General features: G+C 48.2%; 30 protein-coding genes and 1 tRNA gene. 4 read left to right on the top strand and 27 right to left on the bottom strand.

The genetic code is table 11. From position 1 onward, the window contains the following. Positions 1-116 precede the first annotated feature (116 nt). Positions 117-190, top strand: a tRNA-Phe gene (locus AC9UEP_RS03610). 16 nt (positions 191-206) lie between these two features. Here AC9UEP_RS03610 and AC9UEP_RS03605 read toward each other — a convergent pair. From AC9UEP_RS03605 to fbaA, 17 genes are all read right to left on the bottom strand, one after another. Continuing rightward, a complete protein-coding gene (locus AC9UEP_RS03605) occupies positions 207-398 on the bottom strand; it encodes a DUF5302 family protein (protein ID WP_095675318.1) in 192 nt (63 codons plus the stop codon). Between the two features lie 9 nt (positions 399-407). Next, positions 408-1,448 (bottom strand): MraY family glycosyltransferase, encoded by a 1,041-nt coding sequence (locus AC9UEP_RS03600; RefSeq protein ID WP_509544070.1) that lies wholly within the window; start codon positions 1,446-1,448, stop codon positions 408-410. A 15-nt stretch (positions 1,449-1,463) separates the two neighbouring features. Next, positions 1,464-1,661 (bottom strand): BldC family transcriptional regulator, encoded by a 198-nt coding sequence (locus AC9UEP_RS03595; RefSeq protein ID WP_095675320.1) that lies wholly within the window; start codon positions 1,659-1,661, stop codon positions 1,464-1,466. Positions 1,662-1,778: 117 nt separating this feature from the next. Continuing rightward, on the bottom strand, positions 1,779-2,594 hold the full coding sequence (locus AC9UEP_RS03590) for a DUF8083 family protein (RefSeq protein WP_509544068.1): 816 nt from the start codon (positions 2,592-2,594) through the stop codon (positions 1,779-1,781). Positions 2,595-2,621: 27 nt separating this feature from the next. Next, positions 2,622-2,798 carry a DUF3073 domain-containing protein gene (locus AC9UEP_RS03585; protein ID WP_509544066.1) on the bottom strand — a complete coding sequence of 59 codons (177 nt, stop codon included), beginning with the start codon at positions 2,796-2,798 and terminating at the stop codon, positions 2,622-2,624. A gap of 42 nt (positions 2,799-2,840) precedes the next feature. Further along, positions 2,841-4,211, bottom strand: a complete 1,371-nt coding sequence (locus AC9UEP_RS03580; protein ID WP_509544065.1) for a hypothetical protein — start codon at positions 4,209-4,211, stop codon at positions 2,841-2,843. 5 nt (positions 4,212-4,216) lie between these two features. Beyond that, positions 4,217-5,275, bottom strand: coding sequence for a phosphoribosylformylglycinamidine cyclo-ligase (gene purM / locus AC9UEP_RS03575; protein ID WP_509544063.1), 1,059 nt, complete (start codon positions 5,273-5,275; stop codon positions 4,217-4,219). Next, complete coding sequence (purF, locus tag AC9UEP_RS03570) at positions 5,275-6,747, bottom strand: amidophosphoribosyltransferase (protein WP_509544061.1); 1,473 nt, start codon at positions 6,745-6,747, stop codon at positions 5,275-5,277. The genes purM and purF overlap by 1 nt, the downstream gene beginning before the upstream one ends. Continuing rightward, a complete protein-coding gene (locus AC9UEP_RS03565; RefSeq protein ID WP_509544059.1) occupies positions 6,744-7,040 on the bottom strand; it encodes a sterol carrier family protein in 297 nt (98 codons plus the stop codon). Before AC9UEP_RS03565 ends, purF begins: the two co-directional genes overlap by 4 nt. 6 nt (positions 7,041-7,046) lie before the next feature. Next, on the bottom strand, positions 7,047-9,278 hold the full coding sequence (purL, locus tag AC9UEP_RS03560; RefSeq protein ID WP_509544057.1) for a phosphoribosylformylglycinamidine synthase subunit PurL: 2,232 nt from the start codon (positions 9,276-9,278) through the stop codon (positions 7,047-7,049). Further along, positions 9,278-9,946, bottom strand: coding sequence for a phosphoribosylformylglycinamidine synthase subunit PurQ (purQ, locus tag AC9UEP_RS03555; protein ID WP_509544056.1), 669 nt, complete (start codon positions 9,944-9,946; stop codon positions 9,278-9,280). Before purQ ends, purL begins: the two co-directional genes overlap by 1 nt. Before the next feature lie 5 nt (positions 9,947-9,951). Beyond that, the gene (gene purS, locus AC9UEP_RS03550) at positions 9,952-10,197 is read right to left on the bottom strand and encodes a phosphoribosylformylglycinamidine synthase subunit PurS (protein WP_509544054.1); all 246 of its coding nucleotides are present in this window, start codon (positions 10,195-10,197) and stop codon (positions 9,952-9,954) included. A gap of 21 nt (positions 10,198-10,218) precedes the next feature. Continuing rightward, positions 10,219-11,100, bottom strand: coding sequence for a phosphoribosylaminoimidazolesuccinocarboxamide synthase (locus AC9UEP_RS03545; protein WP_509544052.1), 882 nt, complete (start codon positions 11,098-11,100; stop codon positions 10,219-10,221). Then, positions 11,097-12,518, bottom strand: coding sequence for an adenylosuccinate lyase (gene purB, locus AC9UEP_RS03540; protein WP_509544050.1), 1,422 nt, complete (start codon positions 12,516-12,518; stop codon positions 11,097-11,099). The genes AC9UEP_RS03545 and purB overlap by 4 nt, the downstream gene beginning before the upstream one ends. After that, positions 12,519-13,763, bottom strand: coding sequence for a phosphoribosylamine--glycine ligase (purD, locus tag AC9UEP_RS03535; RefSeq protein WP_509544048.1), 1,245 nt, complete (start codon positions 13,761-13,763; stop codon positions 12,519-12,521). It abuts the gene before it with no gap. 3 nt (positions 13,764-13,766) lie between these two features. Then, complete coding sequence (locus AC9UEP_RS03530; protein ID WP_509544046.1) at positions 13,767-15,050, bottom strand: adenylosuccinate synthase; 1,284 nt, start codon at positions 15,048-15,050, stop codon at positions 13,767-13,769. A 32-nt stretch (positions 15,051-15,082) separates the two neighbouring features. Then, the gene (fbaA, locus tag AC9UEP_RS03525; RefSeq protein WP_509544044.1) at positions 15,083-16,117 is read right to left on the bottom strand and encodes a class II fructose-bisphosphate aldolase; all 1,035 of its coding nucleotides are present in this window, start codon (positions 16,115-16,117) and stop codon (positions 15,083-15,085) included. A 394-nt stretch (positions 16,118-16,511) separates the two neighbouring features. Here fbaA and acs point away from each other — a divergent pair, with 394 nt between their 5' ends. Beyond that, the gene (gene acs / locus AC9UEP_RS03520; protein WP_509544042.1) at positions 16,512-18,476 is read left to right on the top strand and encodes an acetate--CoA ligase; all 1,965 of its coding nucleotides are present in this window, start codon (positions 16,512-16,514) and stop codon (positions 18,474-18,476) included. Here acs and AC9UEP_RS03515 read toward each other — a convergent pair. From AC9UEP_RS03515 to nth, 3 genes are read right to left on the bottom strand one after another with little or no spacing between them, the layout of a single operon-like run. Beyond that, positions 18,460-18,930 (bottom strand): CvpA family protein, encoded by a 471-nt coding sequence (locus AC9UEP_RS03515; protein WP_509544041.1) that lies wholly within the window; start codon positions 18,928-18,930, stop codon positions 18,460-18,462. The two genes, acs and AC9UEP_RS03515, sit on opposite strands and share 17 nt — an antisense overlap. Continuing rightward, on the bottom strand, positions 18,927-19,451 hold the full coding sequence (locus AC9UEP_RS03510; protein ID WP_509544039.1) for a TlpA disulfide reductase family protein: 525 nt from the start codon (positions 19,449-19,451) through the stop codon (positions 18,927-18,929). The genes AC9UEP_RS03515 and AC9UEP_RS03510 overlap by 4 nt, the downstream gene beginning before the upstream one ends. After that, positions 19,448-20,146, bottom strand: a complete 699-nt coding sequence (gene nth / locus AC9UEP_RS03505) for an endonuclease III (protein WP_509544038.1) — start codon at positions 20,144-20,146, stop codon at positions 19,448-19,450. Before nth ends, AC9UEP_RS03510 begins: the two co-directional genes overlap by 4 nt. Before the next feature lie 17 nt (positions 20,147-20,163). On the opposite strand from nth, the gene AC9UEP_RS03500 reads away from it, so the two are divergent. Beyond that, the gene (locus AC9UEP_RS03500; protein ID WP_509544036.1) at positions 20,164-20,847 is read left to right on the top strand and encodes a Crp/Fnr family transcriptional regulator; all 684 of its coding nucleotides are present in this window, start codon (positions 20,164-20,166) and stop codon (positions 20,845-20,847) included. Here AC9UEP_RS03500 and AC9UEP_RS03495 read toward each other — a convergent pair whose 3' ends face one another. From AC9UEP_RS03495 to AC9UEP_RS03485, 3 genes are read right to left on the bottom strand one after another with little or no spacing between them, the layout of a single operon-like run. Beyond that, positions 20,848-21,309: a RidA family protein gene (locus AC9UEP_RS03495; protein WP_509544034.1), complete on the bottom strand. Its 462-nt coding sequence runs from the start codon at positions 21,307-21,309 to the stop codon at positions 20,848-20,850. After that, positions 21,309-21,461, bottom strand: coding sequence for a Sp36 family protein (sp36, locus tag AC9UEP_RS03490; protein ID WP_509544033.1), 153 nt, complete (start codon positions 21,459-21,461; stop codon positions 21,309-21,311). Before sp36 ends, AC9UEP_RS03495 begins: the two co-directional genes overlap by 1 nt. A 22-nt stretch (positions 21,462-21,483) precedes the next feature. Then, on the bottom strand, positions 21,484-21,936 hold the full coding sequence (locus AC9UEP_RS03485; RefSeq protein WP_509544032.1) for a GatB/YqeY domain-containing protein: 453 nt from the start codon (positions 21,934-21,936) through the stop codon (positions 21,484-21,486). Positions 21,937-21,974: 38 nt separating this feature from the next. Here AC9UEP_RS03485 and AC9UEP_RS03480 point away from each other — a divergent pair, with 38 nt between their 5' ends. Further along, positions 21,975-22,790, top strand: a complete 816-nt coding sequence (locus tag AC9UEP_RS03480; protein ID WP_509544031.1) for a metallophosphoesterase — start codon at positions 21,975-21,977, stop codon at positions 22,788-22,790. Here the strand turns inward: AC9UEP_RS03480 and gmd are convergent, their stop codons facing one another. The 4 genes from gmd to AC9UEP_RS03460 form a co-directional block, all read right to left on the bottom strand. Next, complete coding sequence (gmd, locus tag AC9UEP_RS03475) at positions 22,791-23,774, bottom strand: GDP-mannose 4,6-dehydratase (protein WP_509544030.1); 984 nt, start codon at positions 23,772-23,774, stop codon at positions 22,791-22,793. It abuts the gene before it with no gap. Then, the gene (locus AC9UEP_RS03470) at positions 23,771-24,703 is read right to left on the bottom strand and encodes a GDP-L-fucose synthase family protein (RefSeq protein ID WP_509544028.1); all 933 of its coding nucleotides are present in this window, start codon (positions 24,701-24,703) and stop codon (positions 23,771-23,773) included. The genes gmd and AC9UEP_RS03470 overlap by 4 nt, the downstream gene beginning before the upstream one ends. A gap of 32 nt (positions 24,704-24,735) precedes the next feature. After that, entirely contained in the window at positions 24,736-25,815 is a 1,080-nt protein-coding gene (locus tag AC9UEP_RS03465) for an aspartate-semialdehyde dehydrogenase (RefSeq protein ID WP_509544026.1), read from the bottom strand. Next, on the bottom strand, positions 25,812-26,702 hold an 891-nt coding region (locus AC9UEP_RS03460), incomplete at its 5' end, for an aspartate kinase (RefSeq protein ID WP_509544025.1). The genes AC9UEP_RS03465 and AC9UEP_RS03460, both read right to left, overlap by 4 nt.

Below are 26,702 nucleotides of genomic sequence, written 5' to 3'. Positions count from 1 at the left end.
CGCGCCGCCCTGTCACGGCGGAGGTCGCGGGTTCAAGTCCCGTCCGGGTCGCAAAAAGAAGAGAGTGTCCACACACTCTCTTCTTTTTAACTAAAATTTAGTAAAAATTTAATATTGGCTCGGTAGCTCAGTTGGTACGAGCGCGCGACTGAAAATCGTGAGGTCGACAGTTCGATCCTGTCCCGAGCCACTTCTATTTTTCTTTATTAACCTGCAGAACCTGAACCAGAAGGTCCTGCTTTACGTTGCACCTGAGGTGCCCCGCCACTGCGTTGTCCGCCACGAATCTTTGACCCTGATTCAGAGTGTGTCTGGGAACCAGGTGCGCCCTTCTTATTCTTCTTCGCTTCTAGGGCAGCAAGCATCTTTGCTTTCATATCTTCGTTTTTATCTGACATGTTCGCAGTCTACCCCTCAGATGGAATTCTTAAGAAATAAATCAACTGTGCCACCCATGCAATGGCGCCTAGGACAATCACTTGGGTGCCCCATGTGTCGGGCCAGATATAGATAGCGATGGCAACAAACCCATAAAAGCCGGCAAAGGCCCACAAGGTAAATGCGGTGATGCGACGATTAAGGCCAAAGCGCATTAATCGGTGAGAAAGATGATCACGGCCTCCTTGGAAAGGTGAGATGCCGCGATATAAACGCGATGTCACTGCAACTGTTGTATCAAGAATGGGCGTTGCCATCAGAAAAAGTGGAATTGCAAGTGACTTATAAACCGGAATCACTCCCGGGCTTAAGCGAATTGTTAATACCGAAACGATGATGCCGAGAAAGAGTGAGCCGGCATCGCCCATATAAATCTTCGCCGGGGTGCGGTTCCAGAGCAGAAATCCAGCTGTAGCACCGGCAGTTACTATCGCAAGGGCGCTGACAAGTACTTGCTGGCGGTCGTAGGCGATAAAGAAGAGGAAAAAGGTAATGACTGCAACTGTTCCCGCAGCCCCACCATCATGATTATCAAAGAAGTTTATGGAGTTACAGACTCCAACAATCCAGAGCACTGTGATTGAATAATTGACGATGTGGTTGCTGAAGGCAAAACCCATGGTGTCGGTGACGGTAAGAATGACAGCCACGATGATTCCGGTAAATGTCTGCGCAACAAGACGCGGCCATGGGGCTAAACCACGTAAGTCATCCCACAAGCCCATTGCTGATATTGCAATTGCTGGCACCAATACCGAGCTGGCAAGTTTGAGCGCTGCTAGCGAGAAATCATTTGCAATCAATGAGCCGTAGGATGCCGAGATAATTCCAATTGCAATTGCGACTCCACCTAAATATGGAACAGGCTCCTTCTGCACCTTACGTTCTATGGTGGGCGCATCAACGGCATTGATGCGCAGCGCAAGATATCTGATCAGTGGCGTAATAAGGCCAACGAGTGCAAAGGTGAGAAAACCCAATAAAAAAAATTGCGCGATTGAATAACTCATAGCGTAAATTATTTATTAATTCTGTGCCTTGAAGTAATTCTGGCGAAGATCATCGACTTCAGATTTACGATATCTGCGATGTCCACCTAGCGTGCGAATCGAAGTGAGTTTTCCAGCCTTCGCCCAACGAGTAACGGTCTTGGGATCAACGCCAAATAAGTCGGCAACCTCGCGCGGAGTCAGAAGCACTTCTGCATCAGGCAGACGACTCATGTATTTCCCCCAAAAAACTTAGCCGTATTCGAGTGTCCGATTTAAGCTGTTATGTCGCGAAGTATTCCCCACCGATACGCTGCTGGCAATACCGCCCTTCTTACCGATATATGAAGATTAGGTTGCTGATTCGAACCCTTGCACCAATCTCCAGCGCGAAACAAGCTTTTCATAGCCTTGCCCGGCGATGGAGCCATCGGCTGCGGCTAAACCAGACAAACTTTTGGCAACATCTTCGATAGAAGTATCATCATCAAGACCATCTTTGCCTTGTGCTCGAAGTGAAGTATCAAGGTATGCGGCTAAGCCGCCGTAATCTAACTCCACCAGTGACTCTGAGTGAAAGAGCTCAAGCCAATCAAGTAAATTCTCAATTTCTCCTTCAACCGGGCCTTGGCCAAATGCTGCCAAGACAATTTCGTGCGATCTCATGGCGCGTTCCCGAGCCTTGGCCATTGTTGTATGGGCAAATGAGAATGGTCCATCGTCATCTTCCCCGCGCACGCGCTCTTCTGGAGTAAAAAGTGAGAACCAGCGCGGTGGGATTACCCAGGTTTCGGTGATGATGTGTGGAACTCGATCTTCAATGAGATCTACACCTGTTGTGATTACTTCTTCCAGAGCTGATGAGATAAAAAATGGAGTAATTGAGGATGGCAGCGATTCTTTAAAGTCATCGAGTGCTGCCCAACAACGGGTTGCCGTTGACCATGGTGATACGTAACGAATTCCGTTGATATCCAATACATGTGCACCATCGGGGCGACCCGCCGGAGGTTCTGGAAAGACTAAACGGCGTAGTGCCAGCGCCTGCTCTTCTTTGCGAGTATCAGTATTTGCATCAATGCTCTGCCAACGAAGGCGGTCGAGGGAATCAAATGCGGAAAGAGGTTCGTAGATGCGCAGGGATGCGACATACGGTGTTGGTCTCACGTAGCTAAGTCTAGGTAGAAAAACTACTTATGCGCGAGGGATGTAATTTCCTTCAGCAAATGGATCTTCATCCTCTTGATTTTGCTGGCTCGGAGTATCGCCATGAAGTTCTTTGGCAAGGCGATCGAGGTCCATCTCCTGAGAGTTGTACTTTAAATCGCGAGCGACTTTCGTCTGCTTTGCTTTTGCACGGCCGCGACCCATGGGCGACCTCCTTACGAGTTAATAGCGTGTCAGACGCGTAGGTTATCGCGCCTTGGCACTTGACTCCAAAGCAACGGCAAATGAGCGCGTTTTAGCCTTGTGGCGCAGGGCGAAGTAGCCCATTACCTGTAAGAACAGGCTCAAAGACATCGTCGGGATACGGAATCGGTGATCACCGATGGTGCCCATAGAGATGAGCCAGGAGATGACGACCGGGATACCGGTGAGCCAGGCGATATTGGCATAGATGCCCTTCATGGAACGCAGCCAGAAGAATCCAATAAAGAAGAGTGAAATGCCGCCAACTACCCAGAAGAATGAAATACCTTTGCCGACAGATTTATAAACCAGATCATTTCCCGATTGGCTACCGCGTGCGATATCCATAATTGGATTGACCTTAAGCCAAGGGTTGCGCGCCATTGTTCCATTTGCAAATGGACCAGACCATGGAGTCCAGTAGTACCAACCCTTCTTCACAAAGAGTTTTCCAGCTTTTACTGGATTTGCGGCATACCACTTGATCACACACTTAACGACATCGTTATCTGAAACCGTTGTTGCCGGCGGAACTGGATCACAAGGAACATCTGGTCCAGTGTGGGCATATCCACCAGTTGTTTGCGGACCAGCACCGAGCTTCATGGTGACACCCAGGTTTGTGGAGATGACAGCTTTATCAATTGATGCAACGTTGCGTTGAATAAGTATTGCCGGCGCAATTGTCATTACCCCGATAACGCCCACCAGAATCAGCGCCTGCACTTTACGGCTCTTATACATTAACGCCCACGCAACTGCGATGATAATTGATGTAAGAATCCAACGTGGTTGCATAAATGTTGCAAGAGCCGAGAAGCCACCCACACCGAGAACACGGATTACTAGACGGCGATCATTAGGACTCTGCAAAGATTTAATAATGAGTCCCACAACCATCAACATACACGCCGCAATCGGGCTCTCATAACCTACTGCCATTGAGCTCAGCGAGAGCGTTGGGTTAAATGCCAGAAAAATTCCGATAAGAAATAGATATGGACGCAATTTAGTGTCGCAAAGTTGTTTGACAAAGTAATAGCTGGCATAGGCATAGAAGAGGCTCTGCGTAATTGAAATCAACCAAATTATCTGTGTGATAGAAATTTTTGCCAGGGCCCACAGCAATATGGGATATCCCGCTGGCCAGTAGGAAAGAATGCTCTTATCCGATAAATATCCGTCGGCGATTAGTCCATCAACGCCACTGAAGTAATTTTCACCATCTGCGCCAAGCCACCCGCCATCAGGGGTGTTGATCATGGTGATTAACTTGATAATGAATCCAAGAACTGGAATGGCAATGATGTAGAAGTTAACGTTCTTGCTCTTCTTAACCTGGTTTTGACGAGCGAGCTTTGACTTACTGGCCATTGAATTTATCCTTTGTACTCAGAGACCAAGTATGAACGTGGTAAATCGTAATCACTGGAAGGCTCAACGACGCCGGCAATCCAAGCCGACATTCCACGGGCTGCGAGCGAGCGAATAACAAGATCGCCAACGGCTGGATCAACGATGGCGCTCATGCCAATGCCACAATTCCAGGTGCGCTCCATATCTACTTGTGGCACTGATGCACTATCTGCCAAGAACTGTGTTGCCACAGGAAGTGACCAAGTTGAGCGGTCATATCGAGCACGCAACCCGGCCGGAATAACGCGCGCAGTGTTATCAGCTATTCCCCCACCAGTGATGTGGCTAAAGGTGCGCAGCTTTTCTCCTTGAGCTTTGATTAACGCTAAACAATCGAGTGTGTAAATTTCAGTGGGAGTCAGCAGGACTTCTCCGAGCGTGGCAGCTAGTCCTTCATACTTTTTATTGAGATCAAGTTTCTGTGAGCTCAGAATGTGGCGAATCAGTGAATACCCATTTGCATGAAAGCCACTTGCCGGCATTGCGATAATCAAATCTCCACTTTTAACTCGCTCGGCACTTAATTGTTTCTCCGCATCGACCACGCCGGTTGCCGCGCCTGCAATATCAAACTCATCTTCATCAAGTAGACCAGGGTGTTCGGCGGTTTCACCGCCAATGAGGGCAGTTCCTGACTTCTGGCATCCACGTGCTATTCCAGAGACAATATCTGCAATACGTTCCGGAATTACCTTGCCAACAGCTATGTAATCAGTCATAAATAGTGGTTCTGCCCCACAAACAACAAGATCGTCAACAACCATGGCAACCAGGTCCTCGCCAATAGTGTCGTACTTTCCTAATTGGCGAGCAATCTCAGTCTTTGTGCCAACGCCATCTGTTGATGTTGCCAGGAGTGGTTGTTTCATGCCTTTGAGCGCAGATGCATCAAAGAGTCCGGCAAATCCGCCAATGCCACCCATTACTTCTGGGCGCGAAGCACGAGCAATCGATGCCTTCATTAATTCAACTGCGCGATCTCCAGCATCAATATCAACACCAGCATCTTTATATGTTGCCACTACTTATGAACCTCTGTGATTTCTAGCCGCATCTTTCCTTCAGACATATCTGTTGGAATTGCGATGGGATAGTTACCAGAAAAACATGCAGTGCATAACTTATCTTCGGCAATGCTCGTTGCTTCAATGAGCCCTGCCTCAGAGACATAGGCCAGTGAATCTGCGCCAATAGAGCGGCGAATTTCTTCGACTTCTAAACCACTAGCAATGAGTTCGGCGCGAGTAGCAAAATCAATTCCATAGAAGCAGGGCCATTTAACAGGTGGGGAAGAGATACGAACATGGATTTCCAGGGCTCCGGCTTCACGCAACATGCGTACTAGAGCGCGTTGGGTATTTCCACGGACAATTGAGTCATCGACAACGATGATGCGCTTACCTTCAATGATTTCGCGAAGTGGATTAAGTTTCAAACGAATTCCAAGCTGGCGAATTGTCTGTGATGGCTGAATAAATGTGCGTCCCACATATGAGTTTTTCACAAGACCAAGGCCATATGGAATTCCAGATTGCTTGGCATAACCAATTGCTGCCGGTGTTCCAGATTCAGGAACTGGAATAACTAGATCAGCATCCACTGGAGCTTCGATTGCTAAGCGTTGGCCAATACGCCCACGAACGGCGTGAATACCCTGGCCAGCAATTGTTGTGTCAGGACGAGCCAGATAGACATATTCAAAGATGCAACCTTTGGGATCAGGAGTTGCCCACATCTGTGAACGAATTCCATCTTCATTGATGGCAAGAAATTCACCAGGTTCTACTTCTCGAACAAATGCCGCGCCCACAATATCTAAGGCGGCAGATTCAGATGCAACTACCCATCCGCGTTCGAGTTTGCCAATTACAAGTGGTCGAACACCATGGCGATCACGGGCTGCATACAAGGTGTGTTCATCCATAAAGACGAGTGAGAATGCACCTTCAAGTTTTGGCAAGACCGCAAGTGCACTCGCTTCCACATTCTTCTCATCTTGCAGACCAATAAGTGCTGTCATAATTTCAGTGTCTGTCGTTGCACCGCGTTCATTCTTGGAAAGGTTTGTCTCTAACTTTTGAACTATCTCGGCAAGTGAGCCGGTATTTGTCAGGTTTCCATTATGTGCAAGTGCTAACGTTCCATACTTCGTTGGCCGAAGTGTGGGCTGCGCATTAACCCAGGTACTTGATCCGGTTGTGCTGTAACGACAGTGACCAATGGCAAGATTGCCAACCAGGGAAGCTAGGTCGGTCTCGGTAAATACTTGGGAAACAAGACCCATATCCTTATAAATCAAGATTCTTTCACCATCAGATGTTGCGATACCTGCTGATTCTTGCCCACGATGTTGAAGTGCATACAAACCATAGAAGGTGAGCTTTGCTACCTCTTCACCCGGTGCCCATACTCCGAAAACACCGCAAGCATCTTGTGGTCCAAGATCAACATCAAGCAGATTGTGATTTAGCAATCCATCCGGGCGCCGGCTCATGGCGCAATCCTAAGCGGTAGAAGTGATGTTAGGTCTGCCCTCACTCCTGAGGCAGTTATCAAACCTGCCGCCATTGCATCGGCCCAGGTGCGCTCTCCGCGGGCAAGTGCGAGCCAAGTCTGGGCATCCATCTCAATTACATTTGCCGGGGTTCCGCGCGTATGCGTGGGGCCGGCACCGCACTGCACCGCGGCATAGGGAGGAATTCGCACTTCTATCGCGCGCCCTGGCGAACGTTCGGTCAGAAGTGCAAGCGTTGCTTTTACTTCTTGAAGAACAAGTGGATCGCGCATAACTTATTAGCCAAACAACTTCGGAAAGGTTTGCGTGTGTGCGGTGTGTAGTTCAGCTAGCGCAATAGCTGCGCCATTGATAACAAGAGCGTTTCCACCTGTCACGCCAATCTTTGTCAGCGCAATCTTCTGCACCGCTGCCTCACTTGTGAGTGCATTGGTTTGGGCAGGATCAATTGCCACGACCACACGACCTGGGCTCTCGCTTAAGAGTGCAATTCCAACGTTCTCCAATTGGATAGTTGCACCTGTGTGATGGCGCAGCACCATCTCTGTCAGTGTTGCCGCTAAGCCACCTTGGCTTAAGTCGTGCGCTGCCGTAAATATCTGCTTTGTGCGACCGGCAACAAGAAGTTCTATCAGGCGCATTTCGCGTTGAAGATCTGCAATCGGTGCAATACCTCCACGTTGATTATGCAAATATGCCCATTCACTTCCTGCCAGATCTTCGTGCGTTTCACCGAGCAGGTAGAGATCAAGGCCCGCACGATCAAATGACATCGGCGTGCGCGTGCGCACATCATCAATGACACCAAGTACACCAATAACAGGGGTAGGAAGGATTGCAACAGATCCCGTCTGGTTATAAAACGAGACGTTTCCACCTGTAATAGGTAGTCCCATCTCTAAACATCCATCTGCTAGCCCGCGCACAGATTCGGCAAATTGCCACATCACACCTGGATCTTCTGGTGAACCAAAGTTAAGACAGTTGGTCACCGCAAGCGGTTTCGCACCGGCAGTTGCAATATTTCGCGCTGCCTCTGCCAGCGCTAACTTCGCACCCTGGTAAGGATTTAAGTAAGACCAATTGGCGTTGGCATCTGTTGCAACTGCCACACCCAAGTGAGTCTTCTCATCAATACGCACCATTCCAGAATCATCAGGTTGCGATTGAATGGTATTTCCCTGAACATAACGATCGTATTGGTTTGTGACCCATGATTTATCTGCCAAGTTTGGAGTTGCTGCCAACTTCAAAACGGTAGCTTTGATTTCATCCGGCGTTGATGGAATGGGAACGTTGATTACCTCTTTGGCAACCGCATCAATATAGGCAGGTTGTGCAAGTGGTCGCTGATAGACCGGTCCATCATGGGCAACTGTGCGAGGTGGAACATCGACAATGAGTTCGCCATTCCAGGTAATTTCAAGGTGTTTGCCATCTGTGACTTCACCAATGACATTAACTGTGACATCCCATTTCTCACAGATTTCCAGGAAACGTGCAATCTTGCTTGGTTCCACAATTGCGCACATCCGCTCTTGTGATTCAGACATCAAGATCTCTTCTGGTGAAAGTGATGGGTCGCGAAGCGGAACTTTATCTAGCTGCACTTTCATGCCACCTGAACCACCGGATGCAAGTTCTGAAGTAGCACAAGAAAGTCCGGCACCACCCAAATCTTGAATTCCAACAACGAGGTCTTCGGCAAATATCTCAAGCGAACATTCAATCAATACTTTTTCAACAAAGGGATCACCCACCTGAACTGCCGGACGCTTCGCTGGCCCCTTAGATTCAAATGTCTCTGATGCGAGTACGGATACGCCACCGATTCCATCGCCGCCGGTTTTCGCCCCATAGAGAACTACGAGATTTCCAGCGCCAGCTGCTTTTGCGAGCTTAATATCGCTATGTTTCATGACGCCCACACAAAGGGCATTAACCAATGGGTTTCCAATATATGTTTCATCAAAGACAACTTCGCCACCAATATTTGGTAACCCTAAGCAGTTTCCATATCCACCAACGCCAGCGATGATTCCGGGGAGTACGCGACGAGTATCTGGTGCATCTGCTGGTCCAAAACGAAGTGGATCCATGATGGCAATTGGGCGTGCACCCATTGTAAGAATGTCACGCACGATTCCACCCACACCGGTAGCAGCTCCTTGATATGGCTCAATAAAGGATGGGTGGTTATGGGATTCAATTTTAAAAGTTACGGCATAGCCTTGTCCCACATCGACAACGCCAGCATTTTCACCAATACCAACCAAGAGCGCATCACTCTTAACTGCCTTCTCTCCAAATTGCTGCAATTGAACTTTTGATGACTTATACGAACAGTGTTCAGACCACATCACCGAATACATAGCGAGCTCGGAAGAAGTGGGGCGCCGTCCAAGGATTTGTTTAATACTCGCATACTCATCGGGCTTTAACCCAAGTTCTGCAAAAGGTTGAGTTGCATCTGGATTCGCTTGGGCGATAGCAACGGTATCAAGTGCCATTAGCCCACCAACGCTTTTAATACTGAAGTAAAGAAGCCCAAACCATCTGCTGATGGTCCGGTCAGTGAATCAATTGCATGTTCCGGATGGGGCATCAGACCAACAACATTTCCACGTGCATTAGTGATGCCGGCAATGAGATTACGAGATCCATTTGGATTTTCTCCGACATATCGAGCAATGATGCGACCTTCACTCTCTAACTCTGTAAGAGTCTTGTCATCGCACATATAAGCACCTTCACCATTTTTTAGTGGGATCAGAATTTCTTGACCTTGAGTAAAAGAAGAAGTCCAAGAAGTATTTGTATTTTCAATCGTTAGTTTCTGATCTCGACATAGGAAATATAGCTCGTGATTACGTGTCAGCGCCCCAGGAATCAAATGTGCCTCGGCAAGGACCTGAAACCCGTTACAGATACCGAGAAGCGGCATCCCGCCATTAGCTGCATCAATGATGGGCTCCATCACTGGCGAAAAGCGCGAGATGGCACCGCAGCGAAGGTAGTCACCGTAGGAAAAGCCGCCCGGAAGAATGACTGCATCTACGCCCTTGAGATCGGCATCGTTATGCCACAAAGATATGGCTTCACCGCCAGCGTGACGAACTGCGCGGGCCGCATCTCGATCATCGAGGGTGCCTGGAAAAGTTACAACGCCTATCTTCATAGCTACTACTTCTCCACTCGCACTGTGAAGTTTTCAATGACTGGATTTGATAACAATTTTTCGGCAGCCTTTTCAACTTCGGCCAGCTGTGCTGGCGTGAGATCTCCATCTACCTCAATTTCAAATCGCTTGCCTTGTCTGACATCTTTGGCAAAGCTAAATCCAAGTCGTGGAAGGGCTGCCGCTACTGCCTTGCCTTGTGGGTCAAGAATTTCGGGCTTTAACATCACATCAACCACAATCTTTGCCATTTTTATCTCCCTAGTTTTTGCTTAGAACTTACTGCCGGTAATTCTTTCAAATGCACTGTTGTAACGCTCCGCTGTCTTCTCAACAACTTCGTTGGGAAGCTCTGGTGGCGCAGATTTCTTATCCCAACCACTAGAAGTCAACCAATCGCGTACAAATTGTTTATCAAAAGAAGGCTGTGATTTTCCAGGAGCCCAACCATCAGATTCCCAAAATCTTGATGAATCTGGAGTTAGCGCTTCATCTCCTAGTGTAATTTCTCCCGCTATATTAATTCCAAATTCAAATTTAGTATCGGCCAGAATGATGCCCCGCCCGCGTGCAAAATCGGCCGCGGTGTCATAGAGTGCAAGCGTAAGCCGGCGCAGTTCTTCCGCCGATTCTGGCCCCACTATTTTGCTCGCGCTCTGGAAATCTATATTGAGATCGTGATCACCTACTTCAGCCTTTGTTGCTGGTGTGAAAATGCTTGCTGGTAGGGCTGAACCATCTAATAACCCTGCTGGAAGTGGATTCCCACACACTTCTTGGTTGGTGTTGTATTCCACCAGCCCGCTACCGGTCAGATATCCACGGGCCACACATTCAATGGCAAACATTTCAAGCGGTTGCACAATAACTGCGCGATCTGCAACAGACTCGGGTACCTCATCAGAGATGACATGGTTAGGAACGATGTCAGAAAGTAATTCAAACCAGAAGAGTGAGAGCTGAGTCAGGATTGCACCCTTATTGGGGATAGTCGTTGGTAGTACCCAATCGAAAGCTGAAATGCGATCAGATGCCACAAGCAGAATTTCGCCCAATTCATTTGAATACAAGTCGCGCACTTTTCCAGTGCGAAGGTGGTTCCAACCTGCAATCGATGGTGCTGGCGGCGGGCCAGCTACACCGAAGCCGCTCACCGAATAGAGCCGGGCTTGTACTGCGCAGCGGCAGGGTGCGCGGAAGTAATCGCCTCAATGCGACTTACAACTCGAGTGACTTGTTGGCGAGCATCGCCAGTAAATTCAAGTGGATTACCAATGAGTGCTTCGAGTGCTGCTCTGTCGAATGGAATCCGATTATCCTGTGAAATCGCATCAAGGAAATTATTTGACTTTTCTTCGCGCATTCCTAGTGCTGCCGCAACTGCATGTTCCTTAATCACTTCGTGAGCAACTTCTCGACCCACGCCTGCTTTTACTGAAGCCATCAAAATCTTTGTTGTTGCCAAGAACGGTAAGTATCTTTCTAGCTCTGCTGCAATTACTGCCGGAAATGCACCAAACTCATTAAGCACTGTGAGCATGGTTTCAAGTAGTCCATCGATGGCATAGAAGGCATCAGGTAGGGCGACTCGGCGAACAACGCTGCATGAAACATCGCCTTCATTCCATTGATTGCCAGCGAGTTCAGCGACCATCGATGCATATCCGCGAAGAATGACGGTGAGCCCATTTACTCGTTCACATGAACGGGTATTCATCTTGTGTGGCATGGCCGATGAACCCACTTGTCCGGCCCGGAACCCTTCGGTGACCAGTTCAGCACCTGCCATAAGTCGAATAGATGTAGCAAGTGAAGAAGGTGAAGCTGCAATTTGAACAAGAGTTGTCACTACCTCGTAATCAAGTGAGCGCGGATAGACCTGACCGGTTGAATCTAATACTCGATTGAAACCAAGTTCAGCTGCGATAGCAGATTCCAGTTTCTGATGGGCTTCGGTTGAACCCAAGAGATCCATGGAATCTTGTGCAGTTCCAACCGGACCTTTAATTCCGCGCATCGGATAGCGATCTTGAAGAGAGATAAGTCGTTCGTATGCAAAGAGAAGTTCTTCCGCCGCCGATGCAAAACGCTTACCTAAAGTTGTTATCTGGGCGGGAACATTATGTGAGCGCCCAGCGATGGGTTGATCAGAATACAGCGCAGCTTTTGCAGCGAGCGCGGCAAGAAGTGCGACCGTCTTATTGTGAACAATCGAAAGCCCATTGCGAACTTGAAGTGCTTCAATATTTTCGGTCAGATCACGACTAGTCATTCCAGCATGGATAGCTTCATGGCCAGCCAGAGTGTTGAATTCCTCGATACGGGCCTTGACATCGTGGCGAGTGATCTTCTCTCGGGCATCGATAGATGCTAGATCCACCTTTGAAATAACTTTCTCATAATCTGCAATCACTGAATCAGCAATCACATGCCCCAGCTTTGCCTGCGCCTTGGCTACTGCAATCCAGAGTTTGCGTTCAGCAATGATTTTTTCTTCGGGCGCAAAAACTTTGCGCATCTCGGCGGATGCATAACGATTAGCTAATACGCTCACTGGTGCATTCTCCTCCATTTAATTGCCCTTCTCTGCCACCGACGCATTAAGTGCGATATCACTGCGGTAGAAAGAGCCTTCGAGTGCAATCTGTGAGATGACTAGATATGCGCGGTCCCGAGCTTCGGTGAGATCGGCGCCCATTCCGGTAATTGTCAGCACCCGGCCGCCACTAGAGAGCAGCGATGCTCCGTTTTGTGTTGTGCCAGAGTGAAAAATCTGGGTTTTCTCAACTGCCGGCTTTAGAGTGATGACTCCACCCGTCTTAGGAGATTCGGGATATCCGCCAGCTGCGAGAACAACAGTGACGGCGCTTTCATCGCGCCAGTGCAGTACTTCATCATCTAGATCATCGGTGGCAGCCTTATAGAGAAGTGTGGCCAGCGGTGTTATCAATCGTGGAATAAGCACTTGTGTTTCCGGATCTCCAAAACGGGCATTGAATTCAATCACTCGGATTCCATCATCGGTCAGCGCTAACCCGGCATAGAGCAGCCCCACAAAGGGAGTCCCGCGCGCTGCCATCTCGGCAATCATGGGCGCTAATACTTTTTCATAGGTTTCTTCAACGATGTCATCTGGTGCCCAGGCAAGTGGGGAGTAAGCCCCCATGCCACCAGTGTTTGGTCCCAGATCACCATCGAAGGCGCGTTTGAAATCTTGTGCAGGTTGCATCGGCAAAATATTTCGGCCATCTGAAATTCCGAAGAGTGAAATCTCTGGGCCGGCTAAATATTCTTCGATGACAACACGATTGCATGTAAGTGCATGTGCGAGTGCGACATCGCGATCATTAGTGACCACCACTCCCTTGCCTGCAGCAAGGCCATCATCTTTAACAACATAGGGTGCACCAAAAGTGTCGAGCGCTATCTCTATCTCTGATTGCTTAGTGCAGGTAAAACCATGTGCAGTGGGAACTCCGGCATCACGCATGACCCCTTTAGCGAAATCTTTTGAACCTTCAAGTTGCGCCGCAGCCTTGGAAGGACCAAAGACGGCAAAACCGGCGCTGCGTAATACATCTGCGACGCCATTGACAAGTGGAACTTCTGGGCCAATGACTACTAAATCAACTTCTAACTTCTTTGCTAATTCACAGATGGCATCATTATCTGTCACAGCAACTGGGTGAATTGTGGCAATTGTTGCAATGCCAGGATTTCCTGGCGCGACATGGAGTTCAGTACATGCTGCATCTGCTTGTAGTCCTAGTGCGAGTGCGTGCTCACGGCCACCGCTTCCAACTAGGAGGATTTTCATGGCTTAGATGAAATCCTTCACAACAATTGTTTGAGTGCGCCCAGGACCAACGCCGATGGCGCTCATTGGTGCACCAGAAATCTTTTCCAGGAAACTCACGTAATCTTGGGCGTTCTTAGGCAGGTCGCTCATTTTCTTAGCGCCAGAGATATCTTCTTTCCATCCTGGAAGAAATTCGTAGATTGGCTTTGCATGATGGAAATCTGTTTGTGAAGCAGGTAGCTCTTCAACGCGCTTACCATCGATCTCATATGCAACACAGACTGGAATTTGTTCCCAGCCAGTTAAGACATCGAGTTTGGTGAGAAAGAAATCGGTAAGTCCGTTTACTCGCACCGCATAGCGGGCAATAGGAGCGTCATACCAACCGCATCGACGTGCACGCCCCGTTGTGACCCCGACTTCGCCACCAATAGTGCGTAGCTTCTCACCATCTTCATCGAAGAGTTCTGTTGGAAATGGGCCTGACCCAACGCGAGTTGTGTAAGCCTTAACAATTCCAATCACACGATCAATCTTTGTTGGTCCTATTCCAGACCCTGTACATGCACCACCGGCGGTCGGGTTCGATGAAGTAACGAATGGATATGTTCCATGGTCGACATCAAGGAGTGTTCCTTGCGAACCTTCAAGGAGTACTCGCTTGCCAGCTTTGAGGGCGTTATCAAGTAATAAGACTGTATCTGCCACGTAAGGACGCAAGATTTCTGCGTATCGTAAGTACTCTTCTAATACTTCATCGACTTCAATATCTTTCCGGTTGAAAACCTTGATCAGAACTTGGTTCTTATCGCGCAAGGCTGCTTCTAGCTTCTGACGAAGAATTGATGGATCAAATAGGTCTTGTACACGAATTCCAATGCGGTTGATCTTGTCAGCATAGGCCGGACCAATTCCACGACCAGTTGTACCAATCTTTGATTTACCTAGAAAACGCTCAGAGACTTTATCAATGGTGCGGTGGTAAGGAGTAATCAGATGTGCGTTCGTTGATATAACTAACTTGCTGCAATCAATTCCACGTTCGGTCAGCCCTTTAATTTCTTCAAGTAATACACCTGGATCAATTACAACTCCATTGGCGATGACTGGAATTACATTGGGAGAAAGGATTCCGGAAGGAAGTAAGTGCAGCGCATACTTTTGGTCACCAATAACAACTGTGTGGCCGGCATTGTTTCCTCCTTGATAGCGGACAACGTAATCAACGCGATCGCCCAACAAGTCGGTAGCTTTACCCTTGCCCTCATCGCCCCACTGAGCTCCCAGCAGTACTAATGCAGGCATGGATGAAGCCTTTCCGACTCGTTGTTAGGTTTTTATTTAAGTAGTGATGTGCCAGTGGAGCGAAGGTTCTCACATGCTACGCCTACGCGCGCTGCGATTCCCGCTTCTGCCGCTTTGCCCCACGCACGTGGGTCGTAAACCTTTTTATTACCGACTTCGCCATCGATTTTTAAGACTCCATCGTAGTTTTTCATGACGTAATCAACGACCGGGCGGGTAAAGGCGTACTGAGTATCAGTATCAATATTCATCTTGATCACGCCGTAATCGAGTGACTCGCGGATCTCTGAAAGTAGCGAGCCAGAGCCACCGTGGAAGACAAGATTCATAGGCTTGCTTCCTGCAGCTAGACCAAGCTTGGCAGCAACTGCCTCCTGCAAAGTCTTAAGAATCTTTGGCTGCAATACAACGTTTCCTGGCTTGTATACACCGTGCACATTTCCGAATGTTGCGGCAACCATGTAACGCGCATTTGCATCATTTCCTAGCGTTTCAATGACGAGGAGCGCATCTTCTGGAGTTGAGTAAAGTTTTGCATCGTGCTTTGCTTCAATGCCATCTTCTTCTCCGCCGACAACGCCGATTTCAATTTCAAGCACTGTGCGAGCGGCGACAGACTTATCAAGAAGTTCGCGAGCGACCTTCATATTCTCTGGCATATCAACTGCTGAACCGTCCCACATATGTGAATTAAATAGTGGCTGCTTACCTTCTTTAACTCGCTGCGCACCGATTTCAAGAAGTGGGCGCATAAAGCCATCTAGCTTCTCGGCTGGGCAGTGATCTGTATGAATACCAATGTTGACCTTGTAGTTCTTTGCCACAACGTGGGCAAATTCTGCGAGCGCTACCGCGCCATCAACCATGTGCTTTACCGTTGAACCGGATGCGTATTCAGCACCACCCCAAGAAAATTGAATAATTCCATCGGACTCTGCCTCGGCGAAACCACGAATAGCTCCGATGATTGTTTGTGACGAAGTAACGTTAATTCCTGGATAAGCAAATGATCCCGCTTTCGCGCGGTCTAACATTGCTGCATAAACTTCAGGGGTTGCTATTGGCATCTGATGCTCCCAAGTGAGTGGCTAGAACTGGTGTAAACGCATCGACGCGGCACTGGGTCTTTGTCAGGCTTACGCCTAATCCAACCACCTACCCCCGCGTAAGAAAAATCGACTCACTTACTACGCGGGAGCGGCCGGCAGGCTCGCAACCCCTAAGGGTGGAGGAGTTTCTGCAGGTAGGCGATCAGGCCCGCTATGAGGGCGGGGTTGCCGAGGATTTTAAGCAAAATGGTAATGATGGCTGCAATTGTCATAATTTTCCTTTCATAGTTCAGATGGATTTGGCGCTAGCTGCGAATCATTGGCCTTCATCGATAAGAAATATGACTCAATCTGGTGCTCTGTTGATAAATATCGCTAGAAAAATTTCCTTACAAACAGTAACCTCGCGTATATGAGTGGCAATTCTGAATCAATAGAAAACCTGGCTACTGAAAATAGAACTTTTCCTCCATCAAACGCTTTTGCCACCCAAGCAAATGTAAGTGCTGACCTTTACCCACACGCTGATAAAGATCGGCTAGCTTTCTGGGATGAGCAGGCCAGTGCTCTGAATTGGCATAAGAAGTGGGATAAGACGCTGCAGTGGGATTCACCCTTTGCGCAATGGTTTGTTGGTGGCGAGATTAATGCGAGCGTCAACGCAGTAGATAGACATGTTGCTGAAGGAAATGGTGATCGCATAGCTTTTCATTTTGAGGGCGAACCTGGTGATACTCGAACTATTTCTTATGCGCAACTACTTGCCGACGTCAGTAAAGCTGCTAATGCTCTGACCGAAATTGGGATCAACGCAGAAGATCGCGTTGCGATTTATATGCCACTTATTCCGGAAGCAATCATTGCAATGCTGGCATGTGCCCGTATTGGCGCAATTCACTCTGTTGTCTTTGGTGGATTCTCCGCCGACGCACTCTTATCTCGGATCCAAGATGCCGATGCCACATTAGTTATCACAGCAGACGGTGGTTTTAGAAAAGGTGCAGCATTTGCTCTTAAGCCACTTGTAGATGAAGCACTGAAAGGTGAGACAAACGTTGCCAATATCTTAGTGGTAAAGCGCACTGGGCAAGAGACTGCGTGGACAGCCGGTAGAGATATTTGGTGGCATGATCTCGTCGATCGCCAGAACCCAACGCATACCCCGGAATATTTTGATAGCGAGCACCCTTTATTTATTCTCTACACATCCGGAACAACAGCTAAACCAAAAGGAATTTTTCATACCACCGGCGGCTATCTCACCCAAGCCGCATATACCCACAAGGTTGTATTCGATATCAAACCTGAAAAAGATATCTACTGGTGCACTGCAGATGTGGGTTGGATTACCGGCCACACCTATATGGTCTATGGACCGCTAATAAATGGTTGCACCCAAGTTATTTATGAAGGCACACCTGATACGCCACATAAGGGGCGCTTCTTTGAGATTATCGAAAAATATAGCGTCACGATTTTGTATACAGCACCAACGCTCATTCGCACCTGGATGAAGTGGGGCGATGAATTTCCCAATAAATTCAATCTCACATCATTGCGTCTACTCGGTTCGGTTGGTGAACCAATTAATCCGGAAGCATGGATGTGGTACCGAGAAGTTATTGGTGGCAATAACTGCCCAATCGTTGATACCTGGTGGCAGACAGAAACTGGCGCAATCATGATCTCGCCTCTTCCAGGTGTGACTGCTACAAAACCTGGATCTGCAATGCGGCCATTACCCGGAATCAGCGCGAAAGTTGTTGATGACAAAGGTGTAGAAGTTGGAAATGGACATGGTGGTTACCTCATCCTTGATCAACCATGGCCATCAATGTTGCGTGGCGTGTGGGGTGAAACCGAACGCTATAAAGAAACCTACTGGTCTCGTTTCCCAGGAATTTACTTTGCCGGCGATGGTGCAAAGCTTGATGATGACGGTGCCATCTGGCTTATGGGTCGAGTAGATGATGTGATGAATGTTTCTGGCCATCGAATTTCTACCACTGAAGTTGAATCGGCACTTGTCTCCCACGAGGCAATCGCTGAGGCTGCTGTCGTTGGCGCAGCTGATGCACTTACTGGTCAAGCAATTGTTGCCTTCGTTATTTTACGAGGAGGTGTTGCCCATGCCGATGGTGATGCACTCGTAAAAGAGCTACGTAACCACGTTGCTAAGGAAATTGGGGCTATCGCAAAGCCTCGTCAGATCATGGTGGTTAATGAACTTCCGAAGACTCGGAGCGGCAAGATTATGCGCAGGCTTTTAAAAGATGTTGCTGAAAATCGTGCGGTCGGTGACGCAACGACTTTGGCAGATCCCAATGTGATGAAATTGATTTCCGAAGGTTTGAAATCCTCTAAAGACGAGGATTAGAAAGAACCTTCTCTACCTCTTTACGAATATCAGCAATCACCTCAGGTGCGTGGTTACTTACTTGCAGATAGAAGCGGCTCTCAGAAACTGAGTTCTGCCCGGCTGGCCATGGCGCCCACAATAAAATCGTGCCAATTACATAAAAGAGAAGAACATACTTACCAACTTCAAATGCACTCCCTATCAGTGAATCTGCCAGCCGAAGTGGTCCGCGGATGACGGTGACTTTCAAAGCTTTAGCAATCAGCGTTCCCACAAAAGCAGCTGCATAAGCACCGACGATGATTGCGATAATAAGCCAACCTGATTGATCGTATTTAACAACTAGATACATCGCACCTACTCCGCCAGCGATGAAGAATATGGTTCTAATAATTGTTGTGACCAGGCCGTTCTTATAACCGTTAAAGAATGCCCCAATAGCTACGAGGGCGAAGATAAGGTCAAACATCATTTTACTCCCAAATACTTTATCGCTGCTAATTCAATTTCTTCGGTCGACTTAAATGGTCCATATTTTTTATATACAACTTTCCCAGATTCATCTACTAGCCAGGTTACAGGCACGCCCATACCAAATTTGCCACGAGTCGCCCCGGTTGTGTCATAGAGATTGGGCCAGGAAATTCCATAATTTTTAATGAACTTTCTTACGCTCTTCTGGTTCTTCTCTTCCACCGCGATTCCCACTACTTCGACTTGGTTGCTGTATTTGGCCCAAAAGTCTGCCAGGTGCGGCAACTCTTGCTTACAGGGTTCACACCACGTTCCCCACACATTGATAAGCGCTGGCCCGCGAATTGAATCGGCAGCAATTGCGCTACCGCCACCAAGACATTCCAGCGGCATGCCAGTCCCACCTTCGACTGTAATGTTCTCGCAACTAACTACTTTACCTTTTACTTGAATTGGTTCGATGGCCGAGCACCCAGTCAGAATTAGTGCCAAGAGAGTAAGGGTGATGAACTTTTTCATCTAAAATCCTTATCCGTCTTAACCAGTAACTTCGCTTTCGCTTTATCCATCTCACCAATGCCAAATGATGGGCAGATCTTTGCAACCGGGCATGCTCCACACGCTGGTTTACGCGAATGACAAATGCGCCGGCCGTGCCAAATCATTCTTTGTGAAAGATTCGTCCATTCTTTCTGCGAGATAAGCACACCGACTTCATGCTCAACTTTGACAGGATCCTTTGATGTCGTCCAACCAAAGCGTCGTGATAACCGACCAAAGTGGGTATCGACGGTGATTCCTGGAATACCAAATGCATGACCTAGGACAACGTTGGCAGTTTTTCTACCCACACCAGGCAAGGTAACGAGCTCTTGAATAGTGGCGGGAATTTTCCCATCAAAATCTTCAACAAGTTTGGTTCCGAGGCCTTTGAGATGTCGCGCCTTTGCATGATAGAAACCGGCCGAGAATATATATTCTTCAATTTCAGCAAGAGGTGCTCGTGCGTAATCTTTCGCTTTCTTATATTTCTTAAAGAGTGCCGGTGTTAAGGCATTGATTCTCTTATCAGTGCATTGCGCTGATAGCACCACTGCCACCGTTAACTCGAGCGGGTTTGTAAAATCTAACTCGCAGCGTACCTCTGGGTAGATTTTGGTCAGGATCCGATAGATAGCCCGAGCGTTACTTCGAGTTTCACTATCGGCGCCCATACGAGTAAACTACCGACGTGCCCCAAGAAGATGAAGTCGTAAAACGCGCCCCGCTCTTTACCGCCCTGGATGATGCTCAGGCGGCTTCGCTGCGCGCTTCCATGGATTTAGTGAAGATCTCCAAGGGCGGCATTCTCTTTAAAGAGGGTGATGAGGGCGAACACGTCTACGTCATCTATGAGGGCAAATTAAAGCTCGGTACCTCCAGCGGTGATGGGCGAGAAAATCTGCTCTCAATCCTGGGCCCAGGTGAAATGTTTGGTGAACTCTCTCTTTTTGATCCAGGCCCACGCACATCAACTGCCACAGCAGTTACTGATGCAAAACTCTTTTCGCTCAGCCATGAAAAATTGATTCCTTGGCTTAAAGGAAATCCGGAAGTCTCACTTCACCTTCTTACTCGTTTAGCGCAACGTTTACGTCGCACCAATGAAGCGGTTGGAGACTTGGTCTTCTCTGATGTTCCAGGCCGCGTTGCAAAAGCACTCATTGATTTAGGTACCCGCTTTGGAAAGCAGAGCAGCGAAGGTTTATTTGTCCATCATGATCTGACCCAAGAAGAACTCGCCCAACTTGTGGGTGCATCACGTGAGACTGTGAATAAAGCACTTGCAGATTTTGCCGGCCGTGGCTGGCTTAAATTAGATGGTCGCGCAGTGTTGATTACAGATCTAGAGCGCCTGGAAAAGCGCGGTAAGTAATTACCTTACTTCTACAGTTAATTCGACCTCAACCGGTGAGTTAAGCGGAAGTTCTGCAACACCTACTGAGCTACGAGCAGAAACTCCAGCATCTCCCCAGATATGCATAAAGAGCTCTGATGCTCCATTGGCAACTGCTGACTGAGAAATAAATCCAGGTGCGCCGTTGACGTAACAGACAAGACGAACAACTTTCACAATGGAATCTACGGGTGCAACAAGTTCAACCGCAGATAACGCATTGAGTGCACAGATTTCGGCAAGTGCTTTGGCTTCTTCTACAGTGATATCTGAGCCAACTTTTCCTTCGCGCTCAATCTTTCCATCAACCATCGGAAGTTGACCAGCGGTAAAGACAATGTTGCCAGTGCGAACTGCCGGAACGTAGGCAGCAATTGGTTTAGAGGCAACGGGAAGTACTAGCCCTTTTTCAGCCAACTTTGCCCGGACATCAACGCTCATTATTTGATCTCACGTTTCATGTATGCAACAAGTTGTTCCCCGCCGGGTGCTGGAATAACTGTGACAAGTTCCCAACCATCTGAACCCCAATTATCAAGAATTTGTTTAGTTGCATGCGAAAGTAGTGGAACTGTGGCATATTCAAACTTCATTAGTTATTGCCTCTCCCTGTGCTTAATTGGTTAGCGCTGCTTTAACCAGCGATGAAACTAGTGCACCGTCTGCTTTTCCTGCGATCTGTGGCTTTATTGCTCCCATAACCTTACCCATATCAGCCGGTCCAGCCGCACCAGTAGATGCAACTGCAGCAGCGATTAACTTCTTAATGTCATCTTCGGAAAGTTGTGCCGGAAGATACTTTGCGATCACTTCACCTTCAGCTTTTTCATCCGCTGCTCTATCTGTGCGTCCAGCTTTTGCAAACTCTTCCGCCGCTTCGCGACGCTTCTTGCCTTCACGAGAAAGCACGGTAATGATTTCGTCATCAGAAAGTACTCGTGCTTCTTTTCCAGATACCTCTTCATTGGTAATAGCGGTGAGAACCATTCGGATGGTTCCCGATACAACTTTGTCGCTGCTACGAATTGCCTCAGTGAGGTCGCTCTTGAGTGTCTCTTTTAATCCCATAGCCGTATCTTCTCACGCCCCACTATTGTTGGTTAATCATGAGTTATGTACTCCGCGAGGCCGAGATGCCTATCTTGCCGGCAGGCCACGCAGATATTCGAATCCTTCATTTTTCTGACCTCCACCTCACGCCAGCTCGAAAGCGTGAGATTGCAGCTATTAAATCCTTTATCTCACTCAAGCCTGACCTAGTTATTAGCACTGGAGATTTCTTGGCACATAAGCACGCTGTGCCCGTGGTTTTAGATGCACTCGACTCGCTCTTAGATATTCCTGGGCTCTTCGTCTTTGGATCTAATGATTACTACGAACCAGTACCGAGGAATCCGCTTAAGTACCTACTTCCCAACCATGGAAAACGGGTGCACGGCCCCGAACTTGCCTGGCAAGAACTTGATTCTGGTTTGCAAGCACGTGGCTGGAAGAACCTCAACACTTCGCGCGCAATGGTGACCATCAATAAAACGGTGATTGAAGCTCGCGGCACAGATGATGCACATCTTGAATTTGATGATTATTCACTCGTCGCCGGGCAACCAGAAAAATGTCACGTTGCTGTCGGTGTTACGCATGCACCATATCTGCGCATTCTTCAGGCTATGTCTGATGACAATCTCGATGCAATATTTGCTGGCCATACTCATGGCGGTCAGGTGCGCTTGCCATGGCCTGGTGGTTCAAAGGCGCTGACTACTAATTGTGATCTGCCCAATTGGCGTGCCCGAGGTGTAACAGTTGTGAAAGGTGAACCACTACTTAATGTATCGGCAGGTATGGGAACTGGACCATTCTCACGAATTCGCGTTGCAAGTCCGCCAGAAGTTTCTTTGGTAACTCTTACCGCTGGGTTCTAATTATTTATTGAGTGCTGCAATATCAGCATCGACCATAAGTTCGGCAAGTTCTTTCCAATGAGTAGTCGCACTCCAATTAAGTTCCTTTTTCACCTTTGATGGATCGCCGATAAGAGCATCTACCTCTGTAGGCCGGATATATTTCTTATCTGTCTCAACATGATCTTTCCAATTAAGACCTGCACGTGAAAACGCTGCTTCCGCAAAATCTTTCACGGTAGCCCCAACACCGGTTGCAACAACATAATCAGAAGGCTTATCTTCTTGCAGCATGAGCCACATTGACTCGACATATTCTTTTGCATAACCCCAGTCGCGCACAGCAGTGAGGTTTCCAAGAAATAGCTTCTCCTGCTTGCCAGCTTTGATGGCTGCAACAGCACGCGTGATTTTACGAGTAACGAAAGTTTCGCCACGACGTGGAGACTCGTGATTAAAGAGAATTCCATTTGATGCATGGAGCCCATAGCCATCGCGGTAATTAACTGTGCACCAGTAAGCCATCAGCTTTGCCGCCGCATATGGTGATTGCGGACGGAAGACCGAATCTTCATTCTGTGGTGGTGGAGTTGAACCAAAGAGTTCGGAAGTTGATGCTTGATAGAAACGAATATCAAGATCGGCAGAACGTATTGCCTCAAGTAATCCAACCGCACCGACTGCATCCACCTGGCCGGTGTATTGCGGCATCGTAAATGAAACTTGAACGTGTGATTGCGCACCTAAGTTATATACCTCAGTTGGTTTAATTTCGCGGATGAGGTTTGTTAGTCCCACTCCATCAATGAGGTCTCCATAATGCAGAAATAGCTTTGGGTTCTTCTCATGTGGGTCTTGGTAGATGTGATCAATGCGTGAAGTGTTAAATGTAGAAGAACGTCGAATTAGTCCGTGTACTTCATAACCTTTGGCTAATAGGAACTCTGCAAGGTAGGAACCATCTTGACCAGTGACGCCGGTAATTAATGCAACTTTTCTACTCATTGTCGCGCTTCTCCCTTTGCGGTTGCATCTTTATACCAAGCGATAGTTGATGCGATCCCATCGCGTAAAGAGATCTGTGGGGCCCAACCTAGCGATTTCGCCTTCGAAACATCAAGGACCTTGCGAGGTGTGCCGTCGGGTTTTGTTGTATCCCACGCAATTTCACCCGTAAAGCCCGCTAATTGCGCCACAAGTTGCGCTAATTCCTTAATGGTCAGGTCTTCACCTGTTCCAATATTCAGGTGCTCTTTTGCATCGTAGGTATTGCCTAAATGCACAACTGCCGAAGCTAAATCATCGACATGTAAAAACTCACGCTTAGGTGACCCCGTGCCCCACAAAGTTTCGGTAGCAACGTTATTCTGCGCGGCTTCGACAAAGCGGCGAATAAAGGCAGGAAGCACATGTGATCCCTGTAATTCGAAATTATCCCGTGGACCATAGAGATTTGTAGGCATCAATGAGATCCAGGTACGGCCATACTCTTTACGGAAAGATTTAATAAGTTCTATTCCAGCTATTTTTGCAATTGCATAGGCAGAGTTGGTCTCTTCAAGTGGGCCGGTGAGTAGATATTCCTCTTTAATTGGTTGAGCACAATTTCGTGGATAGATGCAGCTGGAGCCAAGAAAAATAAACTTTTCTACATCTGCTGCGTGCGCCGCCTCCATCAGGTTGCTTTGAATACGCACATTATCGGAGAGGAATTCAACGGGATAAGCGTTATTTGCACCGATGCCGCCCACCTTGGCAGCAGCATCAACAACCAGCGATGGTTTTACTGATTTCAAGAACGCGGTCGTGGCATCACGATCGAGCAGGTCGACAACTTTTCGGTTGATTGCAACCACTTCGGCGCCGGTGGCCTGATAGGCCCGCACAATTGCAGAGCCAGCAAGGCCAGTACCGCCTGCGACCACGATTGTCATGGTCAGAGTCTAGTTCTGCTTCCTGCGATTATTTACTTTTGGGTGAATTCAGCAGCAAGTAACTCTGCGATTTGTGCAGTATTTAACGCTGCACCCTTGCGCAAATTATCGCCACATACAAAGAGGTCAATTGACTTTGGGTTATCCAATGACTGACGGACACGGCCAACCCAGGTCGGATCGGTTCCCACTACATCGGCAGGTGTTGGAAATTGCATCTTCTCTGGATTGTCATAGAGGAATACTCCCTCCGCCTTTTTTAGCGCCGATTGAGCTGCTTTCCGTGTGACAACCTTGGAAAAGGTTGCGTGCACTGTAAGTGAGTGAGTAGTAATGACAGGAACGCGCACGCAGGTTGCAGCCACTTTAAGTTTTGGCATACCGAGAATCTTTCGTGACTCGTTGCGAACTTTAAGTTCCTCCGATGAATATCCAGCCTCTTTAAGAGTACCGGCCCATGGAACAACGTTCATGGCAAGCGGTGCTGGAAATGGCCCCAAATCAGTAATGGTGCCACGAAGATCTTCGGTTACTGATCCAAGGCTCTTACCAGCAACCTTTGAAATCTGATCGTGCAGCGCATCAATTCCAGGTTGCCCAGCACCCGATGCTGCCTGATAAGAAGAGACAACAAGTTCTTTCAAGCCAAACTTCTTATCAAGTGCGCCCATGGCAACGATCATGGAAAGTGTTGTGCAATTCGGATTAGAGATAATTCCCTTTGGACGCTTCTTTACTGCCTTCGGATTTACTTCTGGAACCACAAGTGGCACCTTCTTATCCATGCGAAATGCCCCAGAGTTATCAACAACGACAGCGCCGCGCTTTGCCGCAATTGGTGCCCACTCGGCCGAGATTTCATCTGGAACATCGAACATGGCAATATCAATGCCATCAAAGGCTTCTGGTGAGAGTGCTACAACTGTGAGCTCTTCACCGCGACACATCAATTTCTTGCCGGCACTGCGAGCAGATGCAATCAGGCGAATTTCACCATAGACATTTGCGCGCTTGCTCAAGATATCGAGCATGACTGTGCCGACCGCACCTGTCGCTCCCACTACTGCAAGTGATGGGAGTTTCTTCGCACTCTTTGCCTTCTTAAGTGTCATCGACCTGTTCCTCCATAGACAACTGCTTCGATCTGATCGGCATCGAGACCGAATGCGGTGTGGGCAGCCTTTGCCGCGCGCTCAACATCTGCCTGGCGAACGATGACTGAGATGCGAATTTCAGAGGTGGAAATCATTTCGATATTGACTCCAGCATCGGCCATGGCCGCAAAGAATGTGGCTGTCACACCTGGGTGCGAACGCATTCCCGCTCCCACAAGTGAGAGTTTGCCGATTGTGTCATCATAAATAATTGAGGCAAATCCGACTTCGCCTTGAATGCGTTGCAATACCGTCGTTGCCTTCTGTCCCTCAGTCTTTGAGACGGTAAAGGAAATGTCGGTCAGGCCGGTAGCGGCGGCAGAAACATTCTGGACAATCATGTCAACGTTAATGTCGTTATCGGCAATGGCTTGGAAGATTCGTGCAGCAACGCCGGTGCGGTCCGGCACACCCACGATTGTGACTTTAGCTTCTGACTTATCGTGCGCTACGCCAGAAATGATTGCTTGCTCCATGGTGCCTCCATCCGGATGGTTTTCAACCACCCATGTTCCTTCGTTAGGTGTAAATGATGATCGAACGTGAATCGGTAAATTAAATCGGCGGGCGTATTCAACACAACGCAAATGCAGAACTTTCGCACCGGCTGCAGCAAGTTCTAACATCTCTTCATATGTCACAGTCTTTAATTTGCGCGCAGCTGGAACAACGCGTGGATCGGCAGAGAAGACGCCATCGACATCTGTAAAAATTTCACAGACATCAGCCTCTAGCGCTGCAGCGAGTGCGACCGCAGTTGTATCGGACCCACCACGGCCTAAAGTTGTAATGTCTTTTGTATCTTGGGAAATTCCTTGGAAGCCGGCAACAATTGCAATAGCCCC

The sequence above is a fragment of the Candidatus Planktophila sp. genome (genome assembly GCF_040402315.1).
Lineage (GTDB): Bacteria > Actinomycetota > Actinomycetes > Nanopelagicales > Nanopelagicaceae > Planktophila.
Note: the sequence above shows the minus strand (reverse complement) of the source record. Positions and strands in the feature narration are given on the sequence as shown.

Coding starts and splice junctions, on each gene's coding strand:
- AC9UEP_RS03605 (WP_095675318.1), bottom strand. CDS start 398: ATGTCAGATAAAAACGAAGATATGAAAGCAAAGATGCTTGCTGCCCTA.
- AC9UEP_RS03600 (WP_509544070.1), bottom strand. CDS start 1,448: ATGAGTTATTCAATCGCGCAATTTTTTTTATTGGGTTTTCTCACCTTT.
- AC9UEP_RS03595 (WP_095675320.1), bottom strand. CDS start 1,661: ATGAGTCGTCTGCCTGATGCAGAAGTGCTTCTGACTCCGCGCGAGGTT.
- AC9UEP_RS03585 (WP_509544066.1), bottom strand. CDS start 2,798: ATGGGTCGCGGCCGTGCAAAAGCAAAGCAGACGAAAGTCGCTCGCGAT.
- AC9UEP_RS03580 (WP_509544065.1), bottom strand. CDS start 4,211: ATGGCCAGTAAGTCAAAGCTCGCTCGTCAAAACCAGGTTAAGAAGAGC.
- purF (WP_509544061.1), bottom strand. CDS start 6,747: ATGAGCCGGCGCCCGGATGGATTGCTAAATCACAATCTGCTTGATGTT.
- AC9UEP_RS03565 (WP_509544059.1), bottom strand. CDS start 7,040: ATGCGCGATCCACTTGTTCTTCAAGAAGTAAAAGCAACGCTTGCACTT.
- purL (WP_509544057.1), bottom strand. CDS start 9,278: ATGGCACTTGATACCGTTGCTATCGCCCAAGCGAATCCAGATGCAACT.
- purQ (WP_509544056.1), bottom strand. CDS start 9,946: ATGAAGATAGGCGTTGTAACTTTTCCAGGCACCCTCGATGATCGAGAT.
- purS (WP_509544054.1), bottom strand. CDS start 10,197: ATGGCAAAGATTGTGGTTGATGTGATGTTAAAGCCCGAAATTCTTGAC.
- purB (WP_509544050.1), bottom strand. CDS start 12,518: ATGGAGGAGAATGCACCAGTGAGCGTATTAGCTAATCGTTATGCATCC.
- purD (WP_509544048.1), bottom strand. CDS start 13,763: ATGAAAATCCTCCTAGTTGGAAGCGGTGGCCGTGAGCACGCACTCGCA.
- AC9UEP_RS03530 (WP_509544046.1), bottom strand. CDS start 15,050: ATGCCTGCATTAGTACTGCTGGGAGCTCAGTGGGGCGATGAGGGCAAG.
- fbaA (WP_509544044.1), bottom strand. CDS start 16,117: ATGCCAATAGCAACCCCTGAAGTTTATGCAGCAATGTTAGACCGCGCG.
- acs (WP_509544042.1), top strand. CDS start 16,512: ATGAGTGGCAATTCTGAATCAATAGAAAACCTGGCTACTGAAAATAGA.
- AC9UEP_RS03515 (WP_509544041.1), bottom strand. CDS start 18,930: ATGATGTTTGACCTTATCTTCGCCCTCGTAGCTATTGGGGCATTCTTT.
- AC9UEP_RS03510 (WP_509544039.1), bottom strand. CDS start 19,451: ATGAAAAAGTTCATCACCCTTACTCTCTTGGCACTAATTCTGACTGGG.
- nth (WP_509544038.1), bottom strand. CDS start 20,146: ATGGGCGCCGATAGTGAAACTCGAAGTAACGCTCGGGCTATCTATCGG.
- AC9UEP_RS03495 (WP_509544034.1), bottom strand. CDS start 21,309: ATGAGCGTTGATGTCCGGGCAAAGTTGGCTGAAAAAGGGCTAGTACTT.
- sp36 (WP_509544033.1), bottom strand. CDS start 21,461: ATGAAGTTTGAATATGCCACAGTTCCACTACTTTCGCATGCAACTAAA.
- AC9UEP_RS03485 (WP_509544032.1), bottom strand. CDS start 21,936: ATGGGATTAAAAGAGACACTCAAGAGCGACCTCACTGAGGCAATTCGT.
- AC9UEP_RS03480 (WP_509544031.1), top strand. CDS start 21,975: ATGAGTTATGTACTCCGCGAGGCCGAGATGCCTATCTTGCCGGCAGGC.
- gmd (WP_509544030.1), bottom strand. CDS start 23,774: ATGAGTAGAAAAGTTGCATTAATTACCGGCGTCACTGGTCAAGATGGT.
- AC9UEP_RS03470 (WP_509544028.1), bottom strand. CDS start 24,703: ATGACAATCGTGGTCGCAGGCGGTACTGGCCTTGCTGGCTCTGCAATT.
- AC9UEP_RS03465 (WP_509544026.1), bottom strand. CDS start 25,815: ATGACACTTAAGAAGGCAAAGAGTGCGAAGAAACTCCCATCACTTGCA.